The sequence below is a fragment of the Alteromonas sp. DY56-G5 genome (assembly GCF_041414725.1).
In the GTDB taxonomy this organism is placed as follows: domain Bacteria; phylum Pseudomonadota; class Gammaproteobacteria; order Enterobacterales; family Alteromonadaceae; genus Alteromonas; species Alteromonas macleodii.
Genome location: NZ_JANHZQ010000061.1, coordinates 1 through 19,916, shown reverse-complemented (window position 1 = coordinate 19,916; position 19,916 = coordinate 1). Strand labels below are relative to the sequence as shown.

General features: G+C 43.6%; 22 protein-coding genes. 10 read left to right on the top strand and 12 right to left on the bottom strand.

Features of this window, described 5'->3' with window-relative positions:
* Positions 1–147: 147 nt before the first annotated feature.
* Positions 148–1,182, bottom strand: a complete 1,035-nt coding sequence (locus tag NO989_RS19920) for an AraC family transcriptional regulator (RefSeq protein WP_231506556.1) — start codon at positions 1,180–1,182, stop codon at positions 148–150.
* 99 nt (positions 1,183–1,281) lie between these two features.
* Between NO989_RS19920 and NO989_RS19915 the strand changes: the two genes are divergently transcribed.
* The 3 genes from NO989_RS19915 to add all read left to right on the top strand — a co-directional run bounded on the left by NO989_RS19915 (position 1,282) and on the right by add (position 3,830).
* Positions 1,282–1,710, top strand: coding sequence for an SRPBCC family protein (locus tag NO989_RS19915; RefSeq protein ID WP_061486446.1), 429 nt, complete (start codon positions 1,282–1,284; stop codon positions 1,708–1,710).
* Entirely contained in the window at positions 1,697–2,509 is an 813-nt protein-coding gene (locus NO989_RS19910; RefSeq protein WP_061486445.1) for a sterol desaturase family protein, read from the top strand. Before NO989_RS19915 ends, NO989_RS19910 begins: the two co-directional genes overlap by 14 nt.
* A gap of 307 nt (positions 2,510–2,816) precedes the next feature.
* On the top strand, positions 2,817–3,830 hold the full coding sequence (add, locus tag NO989_RS19905) for an adenosine deaminase (protein ID WP_061486444.1): 1,014 nt from the start codon (positions 2,817–2,819) through the stop codon (positions 3,828–3,830).
* 68 nt (positions 3,831–3,898) lie between these two features.
* Here the strand turns inward: add and NO989_RS19900 are convergent, their stop codons facing one another.
* Together NO989_RS19900 and NO989_RS19895 are read right to left on the bottom strand one after the other, a co-directional pair.
* A complete protein-coding gene (locus NO989_RS19900) occupies positions 3,899–4,144 on the bottom strand; it encodes a DUF4282 domain-containing protein (RefSeq protein WP_014950508.1) in 246 nt (81 codons plus the stop codon).
* A gap of 172 nt (positions 4,145–4,316) precedes the next feature.
* Positions 4,317–5,246 (bottom strand): 1-aminocyclopropane-1-carboxylate deaminase/D-cysteine desulfhydrase, encoded by a 930-nt coding sequence (locus NO989_RS19895; RefSeq protein WP_049586011.1) that lies wholly within the window; start codon positions 5,244–5,246, stop codon positions 4,317–4,319.
* 107 nt (positions 5,247–5,353) lie between these two features.
* Between NO989_RS19895 and NO989_RS19890 the strand changes: the two genes are divergently transcribed.
* The 3 genes from NO989_RS19890 to NO989_RS19880 all read left to right on the top strand — a co-directional run bounded on the left by NO989_RS19890 (position 5,354) and on the right by NO989_RS19880 (position 7,483).
* The gene (locus tag NO989_RS19890; protein WP_049586012.1) at positions 5,354–6,010 is read left to right on the top strand and encodes a chalcone isomerase family protein; all 657 of its coding nucleotides are present in this window, start codon (positions 5,354–5,356) and stop codon (positions 6,008–6,010) included.
* Between the two features lie 60 nt (positions 6,011–6,070).
* Positions 6,071–6,631 carry a DUF3833 domain-containing protein gene (locus tag NO989_RS19885; RefSeq protein WP_371343069.1) on the top strand — a complete coding sequence of 187 codons (561 nt, stop codon included), beginning with the start codon at positions 6,071–6,073 and terminating at the stop codon, positions 6,629–6,631.
* 213 nt (positions 6,632–6,844) lie between these two features.
* Positions 6,845–7,483 (top strand): RpiB/LacA/LacB family sugar-phosphate isomerase, encoded by a 639-nt coding sequence (locus NO989_RS19880; protein WP_039226261.1) that lies wholly within the window; start codon positions 6,845–6,847, stop codon positions 7,481–7,483.
* Positions 7,484–7,592: 109 nt separating this feature from the next.
* Here NO989_RS19880 and NO989_RS19875 read toward each other — a convergent pair whose 3' ends face one another.
* The 3 genes from NO989_RS19875 to aceK all read right to left on the bottom strand — a co-directional run bounded on the left by NO989_RS19875 (position 7,593) and on the right by aceK (position 11,726).
* Positions 7,593–8,993 (bottom strand): ATP-binding protein, encoded by a 1,401-nt coding sequence (locus tag NO989_RS19875; protein WP_371343068.1) that lies wholly within the window; start codon positions 8,991–8,993, stop codon positions 7,593–7,595.
* Complete coding sequence (locus NO989_RS19870; RefSeq protein ID WP_014950502.1) at positions 8,990–9,670, bottom strand: response regulator transcription factor; 681 nt, start codon at positions 9,668–9,670, stop codon at positions 8,990–8,992. Before NO989_RS19870 ends, NO989_RS19875 begins: the two co-directional genes overlap by 4 nt.
* Positions 9,671–9,995: 325 nt before the next feature.
* The gene (gene aceK / locus NO989_RS19865) at positions 9,996–11,726 is read right to left on the bottom strand and encodes a bifunctional isocitrate dehydrogenase kinase/phosphatase (RefSeq protein WP_371343067.1); all 1,731 of its coding nucleotides are present in this window, start codon (positions 11,724–11,726) and stop codon (positions 9,996–9,998) included.
* Between the two features lie 179 nt (positions 11,727–11,905).
* Between aceK and NO989_RS19860 the strand changes: the two genes are divergently transcribed.
* The gene (locus NO989_RS19860; protein ID WP_014950500.1) at positions 11,906–12,304 is read left to right on the top strand and encodes a response regulator; all 399 of its coding nucleotides are present in this window, start codon (positions 11,906–11,908) and stop codon (positions 12,302–12,304) included.
* A gap of 104 nt (positions 12,305–12,408) precedes the next feature.
* Here the strand turns inward: NO989_RS19860 and arsB are convergent, their stop codons facing one another.
* The 6 genes from arsB to NO989_RS19830 form a co-directional block, all read right to left on the bottom strand.
* Entirely contained in the window at positions 12,409–13,437 is a 1,029-nt protein-coding gene (gene arsB / locus NO989_RS19855) for an ACR3 family arsenite efflux transporter (protein ID WP_371343066.1), read from the bottom strand.
* 22 nt (positions 13,438–13,459) lie between these two features.
* A complete protein-coding gene (gene arsH / locus NO989_RS19850) occupies positions 13,460–14,227 on the bottom strand; it encodes an arsenical resistance protein ArsH (protein WP_371343065.1) in 768 nt (255 codons plus the stop codon).
* Entirely contained in the window at positions 14,227–14,694 is a 468-nt protein-coding gene (locus NO989_RS19845) for an arsenate reductase ArsC (RefSeq protein ID WP_371343064.1), read from the bottom strand. The genes arsH and NO989_RS19845 overlap by 1 nt, the downstream gene beginning before the upstream one ends.
* Before the next feature lie 172 nt (positions 14,695–14,866).
* Complete coding sequence (locus NO989_RS19840; RefSeq protein WP_039232026.1) at positions 14,867–15,211, bottom strand: metalloregulator ArsR/SmtB family transcription factor; 345 nt, start codon at positions 15,209–15,211, stop codon at positions 14,867–14,869.
* 142 nt (positions 15,212–15,353) lie between these two features.
* On the bottom strand, positions 15,354–16,043 hold the full coding sequence (locus NO989_RS19835; protein WP_371343063.1) for a hypothetical protein: 690 nt from the start codon (positions 16,041–16,043) through the stop codon (positions 15,354–15,356).
* Positions 16,044–16,213: 170 nt separating this feature from the next.
* Positions 16,214–16,981, bottom strand: coding sequence for a hypothetical protein (locus tag NO989_RS19830; protein WP_371343062.1), 768 nt, complete (start codon positions 16,979–16,981; stop codon positions 16,214–16,216).
* Positions 16,982–17,154: 173 nt separating this feature from the next.
* On the opposite strand from NO989_RS19830, the gene NO989_RS19825 reads away from it, so the two are divergent.
* From NO989_RS19825 to NO989_RS19815, 3 genes are all read left to right on the top strand, one after another.
* Positions 17,155–18,453: a sensor histidine kinase gene (locus NO989_RS19825; RefSeq protein WP_371343061.1), complete on the top strand. Its 1,299-nt coding sequence runs from the start codon at positions 17,155–17,157 to the stop codon at positions 18,451–18,453.
* Complete coding sequence (locus NO989_RS19820; RefSeq protein ID WP_371343060.1) at positions 18,450–19,094, top strand: response regulator; 645 nt, start codon at positions 18,450–18,452, stop codon at positions 19,092–19,094. The genes NO989_RS19825 and NO989_RS19820 overlap by 4 nt, the downstream gene beginning before the upstream one ends.
* A gap of 96 nt (positions 19,095–19,190) precedes the next feature.
* Entirely contained in the window at positions 19,191–19,823 is a 633-nt protein-coding gene (locus tag NO989_RS19815) for a transcriptional regulator (RefSeq protein ID WP_039226283.1), read from the top strand.
* Positions 19,824–19,916 lie beyond the last annotated feature (93 nt).

Genomic DNA, 19,916 nt, shown 5'->3' with positions numbered 1-19,916 from the left:
GCTTGCAGGACTGTTTCGCGATTAAAAGGCTTCCATTTAGACCAAAATTCGTACACCAAAGGTCAACAGGCCCTAGGGCGATTGCTTTTTATCGGTTGTTTTTCAACGCGACTTAATAGTTCGGCGATGAGGAAGTGGACATTAGCTTTAAGGCGCTAAAAGTTGTTTTTGGTATTTCAGTGGTGTTGTTGAGTACCACTTTTTAAAGGCGTGGGTAAATGATGATTGTTCCTGAAACCCCAATAAATCTGCGGTATCAGCGATGGAGTGATGTTTCAGCAAATCATCTAAGCGGGCTTTGCGTTCGCTATTGAGAATTTGTTGAAAACTAGTGCCACTTTGCTTCAATTTTCGCTGTAAGGTGCGCGGACTGATAAAAAGTGCATTGGCTACGCGTTGCTGATCGCAGCCTTTTAAGGTTGGATTGGCTTTTAAAAGCGCAACGACTCTATGACTTATGTCTTCATGCTGATTGGCGTAGAACTGGCTATTGGCAAATTGAACACGGTCGCCGCCTTTGCTCGCCATTAGTTCTTCTTCGGATACTTTTACAAGCGCACTAAACATCGCTTTGTTCTCGCTGGTAAATGGAATATGTAAAAGGTGCTGAGGAAAAATAATGGCGTTGGTGTTGGCGTTATCAACCACTTCACAATTGAACCACATCGCTAGCATGGCTTTTTCCGAATCGCTCAAAGGAAACGTAAAGGTGACGGCATTCAGTTTACAGGCAGAACCTAATATCTTGTAGACGGTTGCTACCCAGGCTGTGGTGTTGCGCAATACCATCTGCTTGCAATCGGCGCTTTTGGGTACCCACTCAACGCGGGTATTGTCAGGTTCGAAAAACACGCTGGTGGTGCCGATGTCAGCAACTAAAGCGTCAAAGCGGGTAAGCGCATTTATGGCTTGAACCAAGTTTTCGCAGCTTTCAACAAGGTAACCCAGCACCCCGTAATCTTTCGCCTGAATATGTTTACCTAAATCAAAACCAAATAACGAATTGTTGGTTAATGCGACCCCTTGGTTTAACAGCTCAACGTATACATCCATATCAACACGTGAAGAGCCAGACAGTGAGTCATGCTTTTGGGTAGTTAACGAAACATTGTCGGCATTAACGCCTAAGCTAACTAAATAGCTCACCGTACTTTGGATATAGGCTGAGGAAACTGATGGCATATGCTTGTCGCAAAATAACAAAAACACTGTCGCATTAACGCAAGATAAAATAGAAATGTCAATTTATGCTAGGAGCCGTCAAAAAAGGAAATAACGTAGATGGTTGACGTTTACTACCAAAAAAATATTGCTGCAACGCCCAAAGAACTGTGCGATACGCTGCTTGATCACCAGAATTTAAGCGATTTTTTCAACGCATCGTTTAAGGTATTGAAAGCAGAAAATGATAATGAGATTAGCGGCGGAAAGGGCTGCGTAAGAGAAGTCACTATTCTTAGTGTACGTTTTAAAGAAGAGATTATTCACGCAGATACCAACGGCATTGAATATAGAGTGGTTGATGACTTTCCAGTCAAAGCTCACAGGGGCGTTATTGCGTTCACGCAGCAGGAAAATTCAACAAACGTTTCTTATCGCATTACCTGTCGGGCGCCCTGGTATATACCAAACTGGTTACTGACGCGCCTGTTGCAAAACGATATTGAGCAATGTCTAGATAAGTTAGGAGCACGCTTTGATCCCCGTTGAACTTATTTTGCTAGGGTTAAGCCCCGTATTTCTACTGTGTGTTTTTGTTGAATTTAAGAAAGCGCGACAGTTTTACAATGTAAAAGACAGTGTGAACAATGCCTTACTTGCACTATTGCATCAGGGCTCTGATGCATTGGTCTTGCTTCTACTAATGCCTTTTTTTATTTGGTTACACCAGTTTTCACTATTTAAAATAGAGCTTAGTGCACTATCACTTTTTGCAGGTTTTATCCTTCAAGACTTTTTGTACTACTGGTTTCATCGTGCTTCACACAACATACACTGGTTTTGGCTAGCGCATGTGGTACATCACAGCTCGACAAAAATGAATTTCACAACGGCCTTCAGACAAAGCGTTTTGTACCCTTTTGTTGGCATGTGGCTGTTCTGGGTACCAATGATTCTTATTGGTTTTTCGCCAAGTCTGGTTTTTGCCATTGTCGCTATCAATCTGGCTTATCAGTTTTTTGTACACACTCAGACAATTGGAAACCTAGGCTGGGTAGAGCGTATCTTCAACACGCCTACGCATCACCGTATTCATCACGCAACGAATAAACCATACATCGATAAGAATTACGGTGGCGTACTTATTATATGGGATAAATTATTCGGCACTTTCGCTAAAGAAGATAAAACGATAACGATAAAGTACGGCATTGTAGGAAAAATGCCTAAGGACAATCCACTTAGCGCCAACTTCAGTCAAATAGGTGTGCTTCGTGAACAGCTTCAGCAGGCAAAAGGGATTAAAGCAAAGTTAAAGCGGTTGTTTGGCTATCCTGTAGCAGATTGATACCTATGGTACTCGCGCGCCTGAACTATGTCTTTACAACGCATTCAATTTGCACAAATTCATTGGCATAAGCGCACCAAAGTAAAGCATATTGTTGACCGAGGTGAAGCAAAGTCGGAATGCCATATAAATAGACTTTCCCAACTCAAGATTCTCGATCCCTAGAGTTGCAATACAACCAACAGCGTTTGACTGAAGTTGGTTTCCTTAGGCGCATTTTTTGCAATTTAACTTCTTATCAGTTGGTAACAACATACTCGCCAAGTTTTTACAGTAGCTAAAAGGCGCTAAGTAGTAGGGAAGTTAAATGAAAAAGTTTATTGAAAATATGCCAAAAGCCGAACTTCACGTTCATATTGAAGGCACATTAGAGCCTGAACTAAGTTTTGCCTTAGCGCAGAAAAATAACGTTTCACTGAAGGCCAAAACACCTGAAGAAATGATAAAGGCGTATGATTTTTATGATTTACCCTCTTTCCTCGATATTTACTACGCGGGTATGAGCGTGCTCATAGAAGAGGATGACTTCTACCAACTTACCATGGCATACCTTAAGAGAGCTGCAGCACAGAACATCGTTTATGTTGAGCTTTTCTTTGACCCCCAAGCTCATACAATTCGAGGTGTGAGTTTCGATAGCGTTATTAACGGAATACATGCAGCGCAAAAAGATGCGCGCACTGAATTGGGTGTAGAAAGTCAGCTTATCTTGTGCTTCTTGCGAGATATGTCGGCTGAATCAGCAATGGAACATCTGAAGCTAGCTAAGCCCCACCTCAACAAGTTAGTCGGCGTCGGGCTCGATTCCGACGAGAAAAATAACCCGCCATCAAAGTTTGCAGAAGTATTCTCAAAAGCGCGTTCATGGGGACTTAAACTTACAATGCACTGTGATGTTAACCAAGACAATACGCAAGAGCACATACGTCAAGTAATTGAGGATATTAAGGTCGACAGGATTGATCATGGTGTAAATATTCTCGAATCTGATACTTTATGCGAGCTTGCAAAATCAAAAAATTTGGGATTAACGGTCTGTCCTGTTTCAAACAAATTTGTTGTTCAATCACTCACTTCTTGTGAATTGAAACAAATGTTGGAAAAAGGGTTGCTGCCGAGTATCAATTCAGACGATCCGTCTTATTTCAGAGCCTACTTGAATGAGAATTTAATTGCCCTACAAGAAGAAGGGCAATTCAGCAAAGAGGATTTAATCACGCTTGTTGAAAATAGCTTTAAAACCAGTTGGCTTTCTGAAAAGCGTAAAATGGATTATTTAGATACGTTGAAACGTTACACGGACACTGTTGCAGTAGCGTAATTTTGCTTTAAGTATTTCGTTTTAATTAAAGGTGCTGCGCAGAGCGGCACCTTTAACAAGGAGTAACGTTACTCTTTACTAGCAATTTTCTGAAGGTTGCTGTGAATTTTGAAAAGTACGATAAGCAGTTCGCACCAGATTCTTGCGCCAATACAGCCAGACACGATAATAAATAGGCCGTATACAAAACTCGCGTCGTACCCTACAAACATCGTTGTGACGCCACTTACCACAGATCCTAAAAGCAATAGCCAGTACACGAAAGTGATAATCTTAGGGGTTAACATTGAGTCGAAGAAGAAAATATCTTTCATAATCATTCCTTGATGAAGTTTGCAGGTAGCAAGCGCTAATGTTTATGCCGCATCCTGCGACAAACTTCTTGTTGTTATCGTTGTTTAGTGTTTAAAAGAATTGTGAGCAAGCTCACAGGGATAGTTGTAACACCGAAAGGTAGTGAGCGCAACACTCTGTTATAAAAGGGTTTTATCTTGCGCCTTGCAAACCGCCTGTGTGCAGTACAACAATGCGTGACCCGTCTTCAAACATACCTTTGGCCAGCATATCTTTAACTGCCCAAAAGGCTTTGCCGGAATAAACAGGCTCGATATCAAAATCGAAAGTATTATTAAAATCGTTGCAGAAGGTTTGAAGCTCATTTGGCGCTTTGGCGTAACCACCGAAGTGGTAGTTGTGTTCAATATGCCAATTTGATCGCCCAAGCGAGGCTGGAAGAAATTGTTCGACTAATCCTTCTAAGTAGTCTTCACCCTTCAGCACGCCAACACCGACAGCGTTGCAACCAGTGTGATGGAGAGTGTCTTTCGCATTATTTTCATTACGTTTATTTAATGCACTGACTATTCCCGCCAAAGTGGCTCCACTAGCGACAGGAGCGACAATAAAATCAAAGTCTATGTCGATTTCATCAACCATGTCCTTTATCCCTTGAAGCGCTTGTGCTTGGCTTCCGCCCTCAGGAATGATCATCGCGTCAGGTTGCTGCTGCTTAAGATGAAGTAGATATGCGCTATCGCTTCGCTTTTTGTAAGTGACTCGGTCTACATAGTCGATACGGGTGCCCCAACTTTTCAAATCCTCAATCATGGGTGTAGGTGCAGCGCTGTAGTCACCGCGAATAACGGCGTTAAAAGGAATGCCCAATTTATAACAAACAAAGCCTAGTGCATGCAGGTGGTTAGAAAAACCGCCGCCGAAACTCACTATCGTTTTTGGCAACGGGCTGGTGAGCGCATGACTTAGCTTTCGCCATTTATTACCTGACATTACAGGGTGAATAGCATCATCACGTTTAACAAATAGCGATACCTTGCTGGCACCTTCCCAATTTGGCTTAAATGGGATTAGCGGTGAGGGCAGGGTTAATGACGATTTAAATGCATCAAGGGGAAGCACAACGAGAGCCTAGTGTCAGTTGATCAAATGTGTGAAGGCAAGAGTATAACCAGATATAAATTCAATAAAAGACCTGTAATGTTTATTACGCTAATAAGAGCATAGTTATGGTTATCAAAATGTATGGCCTATTTCGCCAGTTGAGAGCTAAATCCTTACCAATGCGCCCAGAAAGTGCCAGTGGTGTGTGGGGATATTCGATGTATAGCGCTAGCATGGCTGCGAAGATGTTTTCCATCATGCTTTTTGTTTCGATATCTACAAGCGGGCTAATTATGTCAAAGAATGCGGTTGCGCAAGAGCCAGATGTTAAGTACATCAGTAATTATGTTCCCAATGCAAAGCTCGTTGGAAAAGGAATGTTCTCTTACTACTTCTGGGATGTGTATACCGGTGAGCTTTATGCGCCTGAAGGTGAATACGCCAACCAGCCCCCCTTTGCACTAAAGTTAACGTACCAGCGAGACTTGGAAGGCAAGAAAATTGCCCAGCGTTCTATTGATGAAATGAAAAAGCAAGGATACCTATCGGCTGATGATTCAGACAAGTGGCTTTCCCTAATGAATAGTATCTTTCCTGACGTCAGCGAGGGCGACGTCATTACCGGTATCGCTACGAAAGATGGCAGGAGTGTGTTTTACGTGAACGGTGAAAAGGCTGATGAAATTGAAGACAAAGTATTTACACAGCGTTTTTTTGATATCTGGCTAAGCGATAAAACGTCTGAGCCAAAATTTAGAAAGAAGTTATTGGGAAACGGATAAGGGCAACGCTTTATTAGCATTACGCCAAGTCTATCTCGTCAATTGATTAAGGTTGCGAAAGTGATAAAGAATACGGTGAAGTTTGTTTTAGGAATCGGAATTGCCACTTTAACGGTGGCAGGGCTATCCGGATGCTCTGTTTCAGTCGATGGTGAAGACTACAGATCTGTATCGCCTGTTTTCGATATTGAGCAATTTTTTGATGGGAACGTTAAAGCCTGGGGCATTGTTCAGAACCGCTCGGGCGAGGTGGTGCAAAGGTTCGTAGTAGACATCGATGGTTCAGTAGATGGCGATACGTTAACCCTTGATGAATCCTTTAATTACGGTGTGGGCGACGGTCCAACGTCCCGTACTTGGACCATCGTAAAGCAGAGTGATAATAGCTATGTGGGTCGCGCGAGTGACATTGATGGTCCAGCCAAAGGTACAAGCTTTGGCAACGCATTTAACTTTTATTACGAGATGGATTTGCCGGTGGATGACACTACCTATTCAGTGACGTTTGACGATTGGTTTTGGGCATTTGACGACAGTACTATGATGAACCGTTCGTATATTCGTAAGTTTGGCATTGTGATGGCAGAAGTCACCATATTTATGCAAAAACAAACAGACTAATACGCCATTAACCTCGTTTTTTGAAAAATGCTGGCCAGTAGATTTACTGGTCAGTGACTTGTTACTCGTCGGCCCTCCATCTTCATATATTTCCGTTTTCGTTTCACATTTGAAACTAATCGACATTTACTTTGGCATTATCCGTGAGGTGGCATTTCGTTCCATGCTAATGTAAGCGTTTAATTCGTTATTTTTCTTTGCTTAGGAGCGTTCATGAAAGTTGCATTGATGATGGAAAACAGTCAGGCGGCTAAGAATCCGGTAATATTAAATGAGCTCACAAGCGTGGCGGACTCACTGGGACACGCTGTATTCAATGTGGGCATGAACAGCGAAACTGATCACCATCTTACCTATGTGCACTTAGGCATAATGGGAGCTATTCTACTCAACTCGAAAGCTGTCGATTTTGTGATTTCAGGCTGTGGTACGGGTCAAGGGGCTATGATGTCGTTGAACGCTCATCCAGGCGTATTTTGCGGTTATTGTATCGACCCTTCAGATGCATTTTTGTTTAACCAAGTTAACAATGGAAATGCGTTAGCGTTACCTTTTGCAAAAGGCTTTGGATGGGGCGCTGAACTTAATGCGCGTTATATCTTTGAGAAAGCGTTAACAGGCGAGCGTGGCGCGGGCTATCCCGTTGAACGTAAAGAACCTCAAGTACGAAACGCTGGTATTCTCGCAGATTTGAAACGTGCGTTGGCTCCAGAGAGCTACGTCGATTCACTGAAAAAAATGGACGTTGAACTGGTTAAAACAGCCGTATCTGGCGAGCGTTTCCAGCAGTGTCTATTTGACCACGGTCAAGATGAAGAGATTAAAGCGTACGTGAAGTCGCTGTTAGCGTAAGCGACTGGCACAAATCACAACGTTGAAAATGTCGGATAAAAACGCTGATGCTAAGAAAAAAGCGTCAGCGTTTTTTTATTTTTTGTCGACAAAAGCAATAGTCCAAAGCTTAACGCTTAAACGTAAATACCACACCTAACCCGTGCCCTTCAACTAGCGGGTCGTGAATAAACCAAATGTGGCCGTCGTGTAACTTCACAATGGCAGACACGAGCGATAAGCCCAACCCATTTCCCTTACTGGTTCTACTGCCGTCTGCCCGATAAAATCGGCGCTCCAGATTCACAATTTCATGTTCACCCACGCCAATTCCCGCATCGTTCACGGCAATCACGATATGACTTGCTGTGGTAGAGAGCTGTACGGTGACCACACTTTTTTCGTTAGAGTACTTTATGGCGTTGTCTAACACGTTAGCTACAGCTTGAAATAGCAGATTAGGATCAGCAAGCAGTGTAACTGCATTGAGCTCGCTCGATAGGGTAATGTCGCGCTCTTCTGCAAGGGGGTGATACAGGTCAACCACGTCCTCTACAATGGCGCGTACGTCAGTGGAACAAAAGCCTTCTTTCTTATTGGTGGTTTCAAGCCCACTTATGCGTAACAAGCTGTTAAACATGTTTAGCAGGTTGTCGGCTTCTTGGGTTGTATCTTCCCTTAGTTGAGCGTCTTCGATTTTTTCTAGCGTGTTGCGAAGTCGAGATAATGGAGTGCGAAGGTCATGGGCGATGCTATCGGTCACTGACTTTATATTGTTGACTGAACTCTCGATAGTATCGAGCATTTGATTAAACACAAATGACAAACTGCTCAGGTCGTCCCAATTACTGTCAATTTCTAAACGCTCTTGCAAGTTACCCGTTTTGATAATTTTATCCGCCGTTTGCGACATGCGGTTAATTCGATTAACCACATAAACGGCTATAGCGAAGCTCAGCACACTCAAGGTACAAAGCAACACCACAATGATCCAGCTGAACGTTTTACCAAACCACTGCGCGCTGTATAAATCGTCAATGCCACGACCAACGTAAAGCACGTGATCTCCAAGGATTACTTCTCTCATAAGTGCTTGGCGCAGCGTTTTTCTCGTTGTGCTATTGGGGCGGGTGATAACTATTTCTGCGGTAGCAAAACTGGCGCCTTTGTGGCGTTCAAGAACAAGGGGAATTGACGACAAATTGCCAGCCACAACTTGTTCATCTTTACTCAGTGCAACAAATGAACGTAGGTGGTCGGAGGCTGAGGTGATTGTTGAGCCATTTGGCGAATGTTGGCCATTGTCTTTGGCTATCGCTAACTTAACCGCGTCAATACCGAGGTTTTCATAGAGAGTAATAAGCGCGTTTGTTTTGGCATTAACGGCAGCATTCGATTCCGAAATAAACAAGTCGCTGCTCGTTAATCGCCAAAAATAAACAATTAAAACAATGGCAATACAAGCTAGAGTGGTGAGCAATACGCCTACGCGAAAACTTGAACTACGCGTAAAGTCGCGTATTGCTATCATGCAAGCCCGTCCGCTATTCGATACCCTGTGCCTCTTACGGTTTCGATAAGCGGGACATTAAACGCCTTATCCACTTTTTGACGCAAGCGGCTAATGTGAACATCTATCACATTGGTTTGCGGGTCAAAATGATAGTTCCAAACCTGCTCTAGCAGCATGCTTCGCGTCACGACTTTACCCTTGTGACGGAGCAGGCATTCAAGCAATTGAAATTCTTTAGACTGCAGGTCGATCTCTTGATCGCCACGCAATACTTTGCGGTTAACCAGGTCTAGAGTGAGATCGCCTACTTTTATCAGCGTCTTGTCTTCACCTTCTTTGTTACGACCTGCAAGGCCCTCAACGCGAGCAAGTAGCTCTTCAAAGGCAAAAGGCTTAGTTAAATAATCATTAGCGCCTGTGCGAAGGCCTTTGACCTTGTCTTCAACCTGACTTTTTGCACTCAGCAATAAAACGGGCGTTGTGTTGCCTTCTTCGCGAAGTTTTTCTAAAACAGAAAAACCGTCGAGTTCGGGCAGCATCACATCCAGAATTACGGCGTCTAATTCGTTACTTGACGCCTGTTGGTAGCCTGATGTTCCATCACCTACAGTAATACATTCATGCCCTTCACCCAATAGTCCATTTGCAATGTGCGAGGCAACCTTTGGATCATCTTCTACAAGTAGCACTTTCATTATTACGCTTCTTTTGTTTATCAACATTCACACACTTGTTTGGCGTTGCTGTCGCCATTATGTGGCGATTAATCGTCAGCAAGCAAAATCAAGCAGTCGCAAAGCAGTATCGCTTTCACATGCTTTTACGAGTGTTAAGTAACGAAACGATCACTTTTAAGCTTTTTCGCATGTAGCGACAATTTGGTCAGGTGTCTAGTGCCCTAGGGGGCGCATGCACAGTGCCTTGACTTGCTCTACACTCTTGAACTGCGCTCTCAAACTGTACTCTTGAACTGTACTGGGGCGCCGGTCAACGTGCACCTTGATCAAACACACAACTTAGTTAGCCTCTGTCAAAACGAATGCTGGCGTTATAAGGCGTGAAGTGTTGAACATCGCCTCGTGCACATTTTTCCTGAACTTCGTGCCAATATTCAGGGGTCATCAAATCACCGTGTAACGATTTAAGTATATCTTTGAACTTGCGTTTACCTACAATGAAATGCTCAAACTGCTCGGGGAATACGTCGTTAGGCGCTACCGAGAGCGTATCAATAGCATAAGGATCGTCAGATTTCGGCAGGGATCTAAAATTGCGCTCATTCATTAAACAAATTTCATCATAGTCGTAGAAAATAACGCGGCCATGACGGGTAATACCGAAGTTTTTATGTAGCATGTCGCCAGGAAATATGTTGGCCATAGCAATTTGCTTAATGCACAGTCCAAGCTCATCTAGAGCACGGGTAATTTTCTCTTCATCTGTTTCTTCTTGTAGATACAGATTAAGCGGCGTCATTTTCCGTTCAATGTACATGTGTTTAATGATGAGTTCAGATTCAGTGAATTCTAGGCTCGATGCACACGTATCTTTGAGTTCATCAATTAACTCAGGCTCAATTCTGTCTAGCGGAAACCTAAAATTCACATATTCATGAGTGTCGGCCATTCGGCCCACACGGTCTGACATTTTTACGAGTTTGTAGCATTCCTTAACGTGCTCACGCGTGATTTTTTTACTCTCTGCAAACTCGTCTTTAATTATCTTAAACACCACACCATAAGAGGGAAGATGGAAAACCATCATAACCAGGCCTCGAATGCCCGGGGCCGCCTCAAATTTGTCGTCTGACTCGTCCATGTGCTGCAAGAAGTTGCGATAGAACACTGTTTTACCGTGCTTATAGTGTCCCATTGCCATATACAGCTCAAAGTGCTTTTTATTAGGGAGAAGCTCTTGAAGAAAGGCGGCAACTTCCGCAGGATTTTGAGTGTCAGCCATAAAGTAGCTGCGAGCAAATCCGAAAATAACGCTTAAGTCTTTGCGATCAGTTAACAGCGCATCCACAAACATATGGGGTTCGTTATAGCGTCGCATGGCAATAACAAACGGCAGCGTTTCGTCGGGCATGCAAATTCGCCCAATCAGGTAAGCGGCTTTTCCTCTAAAAAACGTAGGCTTAAGGATTTCCACAGCTTGAACGCTGGCTAGCTGCTCCTTGTTCAACCGAGCGCGAAGCGCGCTTTCAAGGTTCTGTAGGTCTCGCTCGAAGTTTTCAAATGGAATGTTGTATCGATATATCTTGAAAATTGACTCGTACATTTCACGCACCGTGGTGGTGGTGTCGAAGCTGTTAATCACTTTGTCTCTGTCTTGCCCGGGTAAGAAACAGCGGCTGGGCAAGACAAACATCATATCGTTATCGATTTTTCTATGTTTAAACAAGCGACCAATTACAGAGTTGTAAAAGGTTTCGGCTAGCTCAAACTGCGGGTGGCCTTCTAGCTGTAAAGCAAATACTTTCTTAAGCTCTTGCCAGAAAGCGTCGTCTTTTTGATGTACTTGAGTTAGCTGATAAATTTCGGCGACAGCATCTGACAGGCTTTGCTCGTAAATGGTTATTCGCTCTTTAGAGGCAAGCTGAGTTTCTTTCCAATTTCCTTTTTCGAACCTTTCTTGAGCGCCACGGGTGATGCGGGTGAACCATCGATAACTCTTATCGAAATGAGACAAAATTTGATAAGCAACTTTTCTTACCAAACTCTTATCTTGGCTAGTAGCAAACTCTTGCATGGTCGTGTGTTCCTTATTTTGTTACTCGCTATATCTACCACAAAATAGATAGCTTGAAGAGTGAAGTTTGGCGCAGATAGCGATTAAGTTACCAATTATCAGACACTTTTTTGTTTTATTATACTTTCGTTTAATGTATTCTGTTGGCGGATTAATGACCAATTATAAGTTTGTATTTGATGGGTTTTAATATTCTTATTTGTGATGACTCGGCGCTGGCGCGAAAAATGGCGAGAAGCAATTTGCCAGATGGCTTTGCTGAAACTATTTACGAAGTGTCAAATGGTATGGACGCGTTGGAAGTATTGGCTCATCACACAATAGACTTGGTTTTACTGGACCTGACCATGCCTGTTCTTGGTGGTATCAGTGTGTTGAGTGAAATAAAACGCCGTCAGCTAGAAACGTTTGTTATCGTCGTGTCTGGCGATATTCAGCCAATGATGCAAGAAAAAGTAATGTCTTTAGGTGCACTGGGCTTTATAGAAAAGCCGATAAAACGGGACGTGCTAACGTCAGTTTTGCAGCGCTTCGGTTTTATTCTTCCCGATACTTACAAACCAGCGATTGCAGTTTAAGATTTTAACGACTTATAAAGAGCGTTGTAAAAAGCGTCGATAAAGGTTGATGAGAAAAATTGATGAAAAGGGGCGAACTGTGGTTCGCCCTTTTTCATATGCGCTTAGTCAAACCAGTGGCGCGTTTTGTTCGCAAACCACACTAGCGAAAGCATAACGGGCACTTCAACTAATACACCCACCACAGTGGCAAGTGCTGCGCCGCTGTGTAAACCAAATAGCGAAATAGCGACAGCTACCGCCAATTCAAAAAAGTTAGACGTACCAATCATACATGCCGGTGCTGCAACATCATGCGGCAGTTTCATACGTTTTGCCGCAAAGTAAGCAATGGCAAAAATACCGTAAGTTTGTATTAGTAGCGGTATCGCGATAAGCACGATGTCTTGCGGCTGCGATAAAATAGTTTCGGCCTGAAGACCAAATAAAATAACAATAGTGAGAAGCAGGCCAATAACTGAAAAGGGTTTAAACTTGCTAACCAATGAGTCAACAGCGCCATTTCCTTGCGTGTTATTGCCTTTATTTTCCAAGCGACGGCGCGTGATATAACCCGCTACCAATGGCAATACAACATACAGTGCAACAGAAAGCAGCAGGGTATCCCATGGTACGGTTATATCTGTTACGCCCAGCAGCATGGCGGTAAGCGGTGCAAAGGCAACGACCATAATCAAGTCGTTAATTGATACCTGGACTAACGTGTAGTTAGCATCCCCTTTGGTAAGGTGACTCCACACAAATACCATCGCTGTACATGGAGCGACGCCCAGTAGGATCATGCCGGCAATGTACTCAGTGGCAGTTTGCGGATCTACCCAGTCGGCAAAAATGCCCTTAAAAAATAGCCAACCCAATAGTGCCATAGTGAACGGCTTTATCAGCCAGTTAATCACCAAGGTCAGTACAAGGCCTTTCGGCTTTTTACCCACGTCTTTAATTGAGCCAAAGTCTATTTGTACCATCATTGGGTAAATCATTAGCCAAATAAGTACTGCCACTATCAGGTTTACGTGCGCATATTCAAGCGCCGCAATAGACGCAAATACACCCGGCATGGCATAGCCTAGGCCCACCCCTGCAACAATGCAAAGGCCAACCCACACTGATAAATAACGTTCAAAGAAACCCATTCTGATTCACCTTTGTCTTACTTTACAACGATTTTTGATTAACACGCTTACTCACTTCTTCTGCGCTTTCAACGCGCTCAGAATAGCGGTCAACGAGAAAGTCTTTGTTGTCGCGGGTGAGCAAAGTAAATTTCACCAACTCTTCAACTACGTCCACAATGCGGTTGTAGTAAGGTGACGGCTTCATGCGACCATCGTCTTCAAATTCTAGAAAGGCTTTTGCCACAGAAGACTGATTAGGGATGGTTAGCATGCGCATCCAGCGGCCTAAAATGCGCATCTGGTTTACCGCATTAAACGATTGTGAACCGCCGGAAACCTGCATGATCGCCAACGTTTTACCTTGAGTTGGTCGCACGCCGCCAAGGCTAAGCGGTACCCAGTCAATCATGCTTTTCATAATGCCAGTCATGCTGCCGTGGCGCTCTGGTGAACACCAAATTTGCCCTTCAGACCACATCATAAGCTCACGCAGTTCTTTCACTTTTGGATGTGAGTCATCTTCAGTATCTGGCTGCGGCAATCCACGAGGGTCAAAGATTTTGGCTTTAGCGCCAAAGTACTCAAGCAACCTTGCCGACTCTTCAATTACTAGGCGGCTGTACGAGCGTTCTCTGAGCGAGCCGTAAAGTAGCAAAATACGCGGCTTGTGATCTGAGAACCTTGATGCAAAGTTAGCCATAATTGGCTTGTGCATTTGCGCCATTACCGCGTTATCAGATGGGCTTTGTGCCGTTGAGCTTTCTTGGTTGCTTGATATATCTTGGCTCATTGATTTACTGTTACCCATTACTGGGCTCCTAATTTTGATAGTGCCTCTTTGAGCGCTGCTTTATCTAAGTTTTTCTCAGCAAGTTCTGCTAATGCCGCTACACGCTTTTCAATAATATCGATGGTGTTGTTGAATGCCTCTGCTTTCTCTTGTTCGCTACCTTCTAACTTAGACGGGTCTTCTAAGCCCCAGTGCACCTTAAGAGATTTACCGAAATAAACAGGGCATGACTCACCCGCCGCTGAATCACAAACCGTGACAACAATATCAGCATCGTAATCTTCAAATTCATCCCACGACTGGCTTTGAAGGCCGTCTGTACTAAACCCGCGCTCTGCAAGGTACTTAAGAGAAAGAGGGTGTACTTCCCCTACAGGCTGGCTGCCAGCACTACGTGCTTCAACATTGCCGTTCGAGGCGTTAGTGATGGCCTCGCAAAGAATGCTGCGGCAACGGTTGTGCGTACAAATATATAAAATCTTCATATAAAACCTTGTTTAATGGTCGAGGCTACTGTGGGTAGCTGTAATAAATAGAATAAGACTTTGAAAAAAACAGATACTTGGCAACGTATTAAGCTGCAATTAACACCTGGGCCTGTTGACCTTTGCCGTGCATTTTTGCAGCGGTCTTTGTGCCATCCAGAAAGTTTGGAATCTAGCAATTCTCGCAGGACAAATTCGCTAACGCCTCGCTAATATATTCATTGTTATGAATAGCGGTGTTTTTAATGACCTCCAGTGCCCAAGCGGGTAGGTCAGGATGGAGCTGGTAATACACCCATTTGCCCTTACGAGTATCGAGAACTAAACCGCACTTTCGTAAGTCAGCGAGATGGCGTGAAATTTTGGGCTGGCTTAATTGAAGCGCATCAGTAAGGTCGCACACGCATAGCTCCCCTTTTACGCTGAGCATAAGCAGCGTCTTTAAGCGGGTGTCTTCCGACAAGCATTTGAAAAATGTTAAAGGCTGTAGCTGCGCAGAATCAGAACAAGTCGACATAAATCACATCACATATGAAATTTCGTATGTGATGTATCGTATATGAAATTCCGTATGTGTCAATGATAAATCTGAAATTTCATATATGTTTGGTAGGGACGAGAGGGCCTTAGACCGCCATTATTCTCGGTAAGCCAGAAATTTAGTGGTTTTCAGGAGCGGCAGCCTCGAACGACATCGCTACTTCTTTACCGTTTACCTCATTGTAGTGGGCGATTACTTCGTTCATGAAGGCGAACCATGTTGGATTCGGATGCCAAATAGCCATAAGGTCTTTTTGGGCGGCTTGTTCATTTTCACCAAGTACGTTAATTCTGTATAGATACGTAAAAGCAGCACCTCGCCAATTCAGTTTACAGTGCGTGAGTACCTTGTCTTCTTTGATATCGACGGTTTGCATAAATGCAGCGTAATTTAAAAAGTTGGCTAATGTGGGGCCTTCCCAATCCACGGGCACATTAAAGTAGTCGAGTCCTAATTCTGAGGTAGCTAAGATTTCACTGGTTCTATCCCCAGGGATCAAATCTACAACGTGTGTCACCCCTTTTTCTTTCAGTAAAGAAAGGTGAGAGGCATCGGGTAAGCCCGAAGAGAACATATATGGCGCGTTTTCTTGGTAGTTGGTGAGCGTTGCAAGTGTCGGTTTGGTATTCATTTGCGCTTGGTCATTGGTTTGCCGTGTAGAATTGTCTTCATGATATGCGTTCGCATGTGCACTTAAACCTAGCCCTAAACTAATACAGGCCGCACTGACAGCGAGACTACGCTTATACGTTTGAAATGATAGTGTATCTTTCAATATTTTAAGTGCTGCTGATTGGTGCTTTTTCATAATTTAGCGCTCGATATTCACACTGGTTACTGGTGGCGTTATTGCCATTTCTTACGTTACACATTTGATGGCTTGTTGTCCAAGTGGCAATGCCACCGTTGTGTAAACAGGCCTTAACCGGGGCATTGATAACAACTGCTGAATTGAATGTTTATATATCACTTTTAAGTTTAACTTTTCACTACCTTAGGTTTTAAAGAAGGCGTATTACGACCAGATGATTTTGGTTTGTATTTACAGCTAAGCCAGATTGAAAAAGGAACGCCTATAAGGGCAGGTAGAACCCAACTGACAAGTTGCAGCGACGGCGAGCCTTCGAATAATGCGCGACCTCCAAAGGCAAAAAATGCGGTATATGCACCAATGCCAGAGCCAATGATATGCCCAATGTGCTCAGTTACCCACGAACCTGCAACGATGTCTTTTTGATAAACATAGCGCACAATACCAATGGCATTTAACAGTGCAATAGGGGCAAAGATACAAGTTAGCGTGATGCCGTACGTAATACCCTGATACAACGCAATGGAAGCGACGACAAAAAGCAGTACGGGTAGCCATAAATATTCAATTGTGCGCAGCTGCTCAAGATTTTGCTTCACTTTAAGCACCGCTACAGAATGTCTTACGTTGTTCCACACCAACAGGCTTAACATCAGCAAAAAGGTATATTGACCTCTAAGGTATGCAGTGAAATAAGCAACAGACTCAAAGTGCTCGGGCATTGTCGGGTAGATGGCTAGCGGAATAAACAACACTATTGTAGAGCTGATAACGCCACTAATAGACGTAAATAGCATCGCTTTTATGTAGTAACCACCAAATTGCTTGTGGGCTTTTCCGCCCTTTCTCGTAAAACTAGGCACCCAAAATAGTAAAAGTGACAATGCACCCGTTAAAACGTGAAGTGCTACTATAAAGCCATGAATTGTTTGCATCTTGCTTTCCTTTGGCAATGAACAAAATTGTAGGCTTATAGTGATAACTTCACGAGATTGACAACAGTGCCAGAAGTCACGAAATAAAAAGTGACTTATGGCCTATGCATTGAACCGTGTTTTTTGTCAAAGTAGCGCTATAAGAACGAAAAGATATAGGTAATCAGAAACGAATGAAAATCTCAATCCCTGCTCATTGGCGGGAGAGCATCGATATTGAGCGCGCGTCTGCATGCATTACGTGGTTGTTTGTAAGCGGCTCTGCACTTTACTTCTTGTATCATCAATACTCATTCATGCATTGGCGAACCCTCTCCGCCATTGCTATTTTTTGTATGCTAGCTGTGACTTTTGTGATTGTCAGTAGGCATGACCACAGTATGCCTTCGTTAAGGCTGCCAACGTTATGGGCGATGTTTCTATTAGCGGTACTTTGCCAGTTTTTGCTTCCCTATGCCTACCTTGCCATCTTCATTGTTATTTGGTCCGCCATTCTTCCTTACTATGTTAATTGGAAAAAGTGCGTCGTACTTTCAATACCGTTGGCTCTGCCCACCATCCTCATCCAAGGGTGGGTGTGGCAAGAGCAGCAAGCTGTCTTAACTGGCGCGCTGTTTTGGACATTCAATTTATTTGCCATGATCATGTCGAACACGGCCATTAAAGAATCGAAAGCGCGTGAAGAAGCTGATGCGCTCAATAGACAATTATTAAGTACTCAGCAACTAATGAAGCAGGCCCTTACTCAAGATGAACGCCTGCGTATAGCGCGAAACATTCACGATGTTTTAGGGCATCATTTGACGGCGCTTACCATCAACCTTCAAGTCGCGTCGAGAAAGGCGGATTTATTAGAGAGCACTGAATCGCAAGCTATAAAGCGACACGTTGAGCAGTCCCACAGTATCGCAAAGCTTTTACTCTCTGATGTTAGAGAAGCGATTTCTGATATTCGGGAAAATGCGGCTATCGATTTTTCATTAGCGGTAAACGCACTGATTAAAGACTTGCCTAGGCCGATGGTAAATCTGCACATTGACGATGATTTAATGTTAACCAACGTGCGAATTGCCGACTGCCTGTTGCGAAGTATGCAAGAGGCGCTAACAAACGTGATTCGCCATACACAGGCGCATTATTTTTCCATATCACTGACGCAACACAACGGCGCTTATAACCTACTAATGCAAGACAGTATGGTGCCGCATGCTGCTGATAAGACACTAAGTGGCGAACAGCCAAGTAGCATACCGCTTTTCGACAAAGCACCATGTAGCTATTCAGAAGATGCTTATTCAGAAGGCGTTCAAAAGAAAGCAGGGCCAAGGGAATCTGACACTTCAAGTCGTGTGGTGGCTGGGAATGGCCTTAAAGGAATGCAGGAACGGGTTCATGAGCTAAATGGAACTATCAGATGGCAGCAAACCGAACAGGGTTTTTGCATCGCAATTCACATTCCGGAGGGCGAATGAAAACACGCCTTATTTTAGTTGAAGATCAAATGCTGGTGAGGGAAGGCATCAAATCGCTTTTAGGGCTTGATGATAGCGTTGAGGTTGTTGGCGAATACGAAAATGGTCAGCAGCTCATTGCCAGTGAAAACGCTTTAAACTGTGATGTGATATTAATGGATATTCGCATGCCCAAATTATCAGGTATCGATACTTTACTTGCGCTGAGAGATAAGGGGATTAAAACTCCGGTGCTAATGCTTACTACGTTTGACGATCACGAGCTGGTAAACGGTGCTATGCGCGCCGGTGCAAAAGGGTATCTGCTTAAAGATGTGTCGCTAGAAACCCTGGTAGACACTATTACACAAATAACAAATGGCAAAACGCTGATTCAGCCCGCGGTGACCGAAAAAGTGTTACAAGGCTTGAAAGGACTGAACGTAGAATTTGAGTCGTTTGAAAATCCTGAGCCCCTTACTGAGAAAGAAGTCGAAATTCTCCGTTTGATCGCTGCGGGTTACAGTAATAAAGAAATTGCAGATGCGATGTTCAAATCAACAGGCACCATTAAGAACCAAGTTTCTTCAGTCATGGCTAAGCTTGGTGTACGAGATAGAACGAGGGCAGTGCTCAAGGCGTTAGAGCAGGGGGTTATTTAGTTATACTTTTATACAACATGCTAAAGAATAAGATACACAGGTTGGACCACTTGGTAAAATACAATCATAGGATCACATGTGATTTCGGAGAAGTACATGAGCAAGTGGTTAGTAGTTTTATCTTTAGTTTTCGGTGTGAGCACGACAGCTCACGCCAATTTGATTTTAAACGGTAGCTTTGAGAACAACGATATTAAGAGTAATAGCTGGAAAGCCTTCACTGCTGGAACAGTTGATGGGTGGAGCGGCACAAATATGGAGCTATGGGATAACTTCCAAGGCTTAAATGCATTTGATGGTAGCCAATATGCTGAGCTTAATGCCAATGGCAATAATGGCCGATACTTTATTTTTCAAAGTTTCTCTACTGAAGCAGATGCTACCTATGATGTGTCATTTGCTTATGCAGCACGAGGCAAAGGTGAAAGTTTTCAGCTAGACATATTCAGCGATACGGATAACATTTTGTTCAGTCAAGTGTTCGACGATCACGCTATTAAAACTTGGTCTGAATTCTACGGTGATTTTGTTGCGCAAACTGCGCTGACAACCATCCGTTTTTCTACCATCAATACAGGAACCTATGGCAATTTTGTTGATGATATCGTGGTAACTGAAGCGCCTAGATTAGCGAGTGTATCCAGTGTTTCAGTTAGTGAGCCAGCGAGCTTGGCTATTTTGCTACCTCTTTCAGCTTTTGCGTTTATAAGACGCAAGAGAGCCAAATAGATTTACACATATGGTATGTGTCGTCCTAATATAGGTTGACAGTTATTAGGCCAGCTCTCGAAGCTGGCCTTTTCTATTATGCACTGCGTTAGG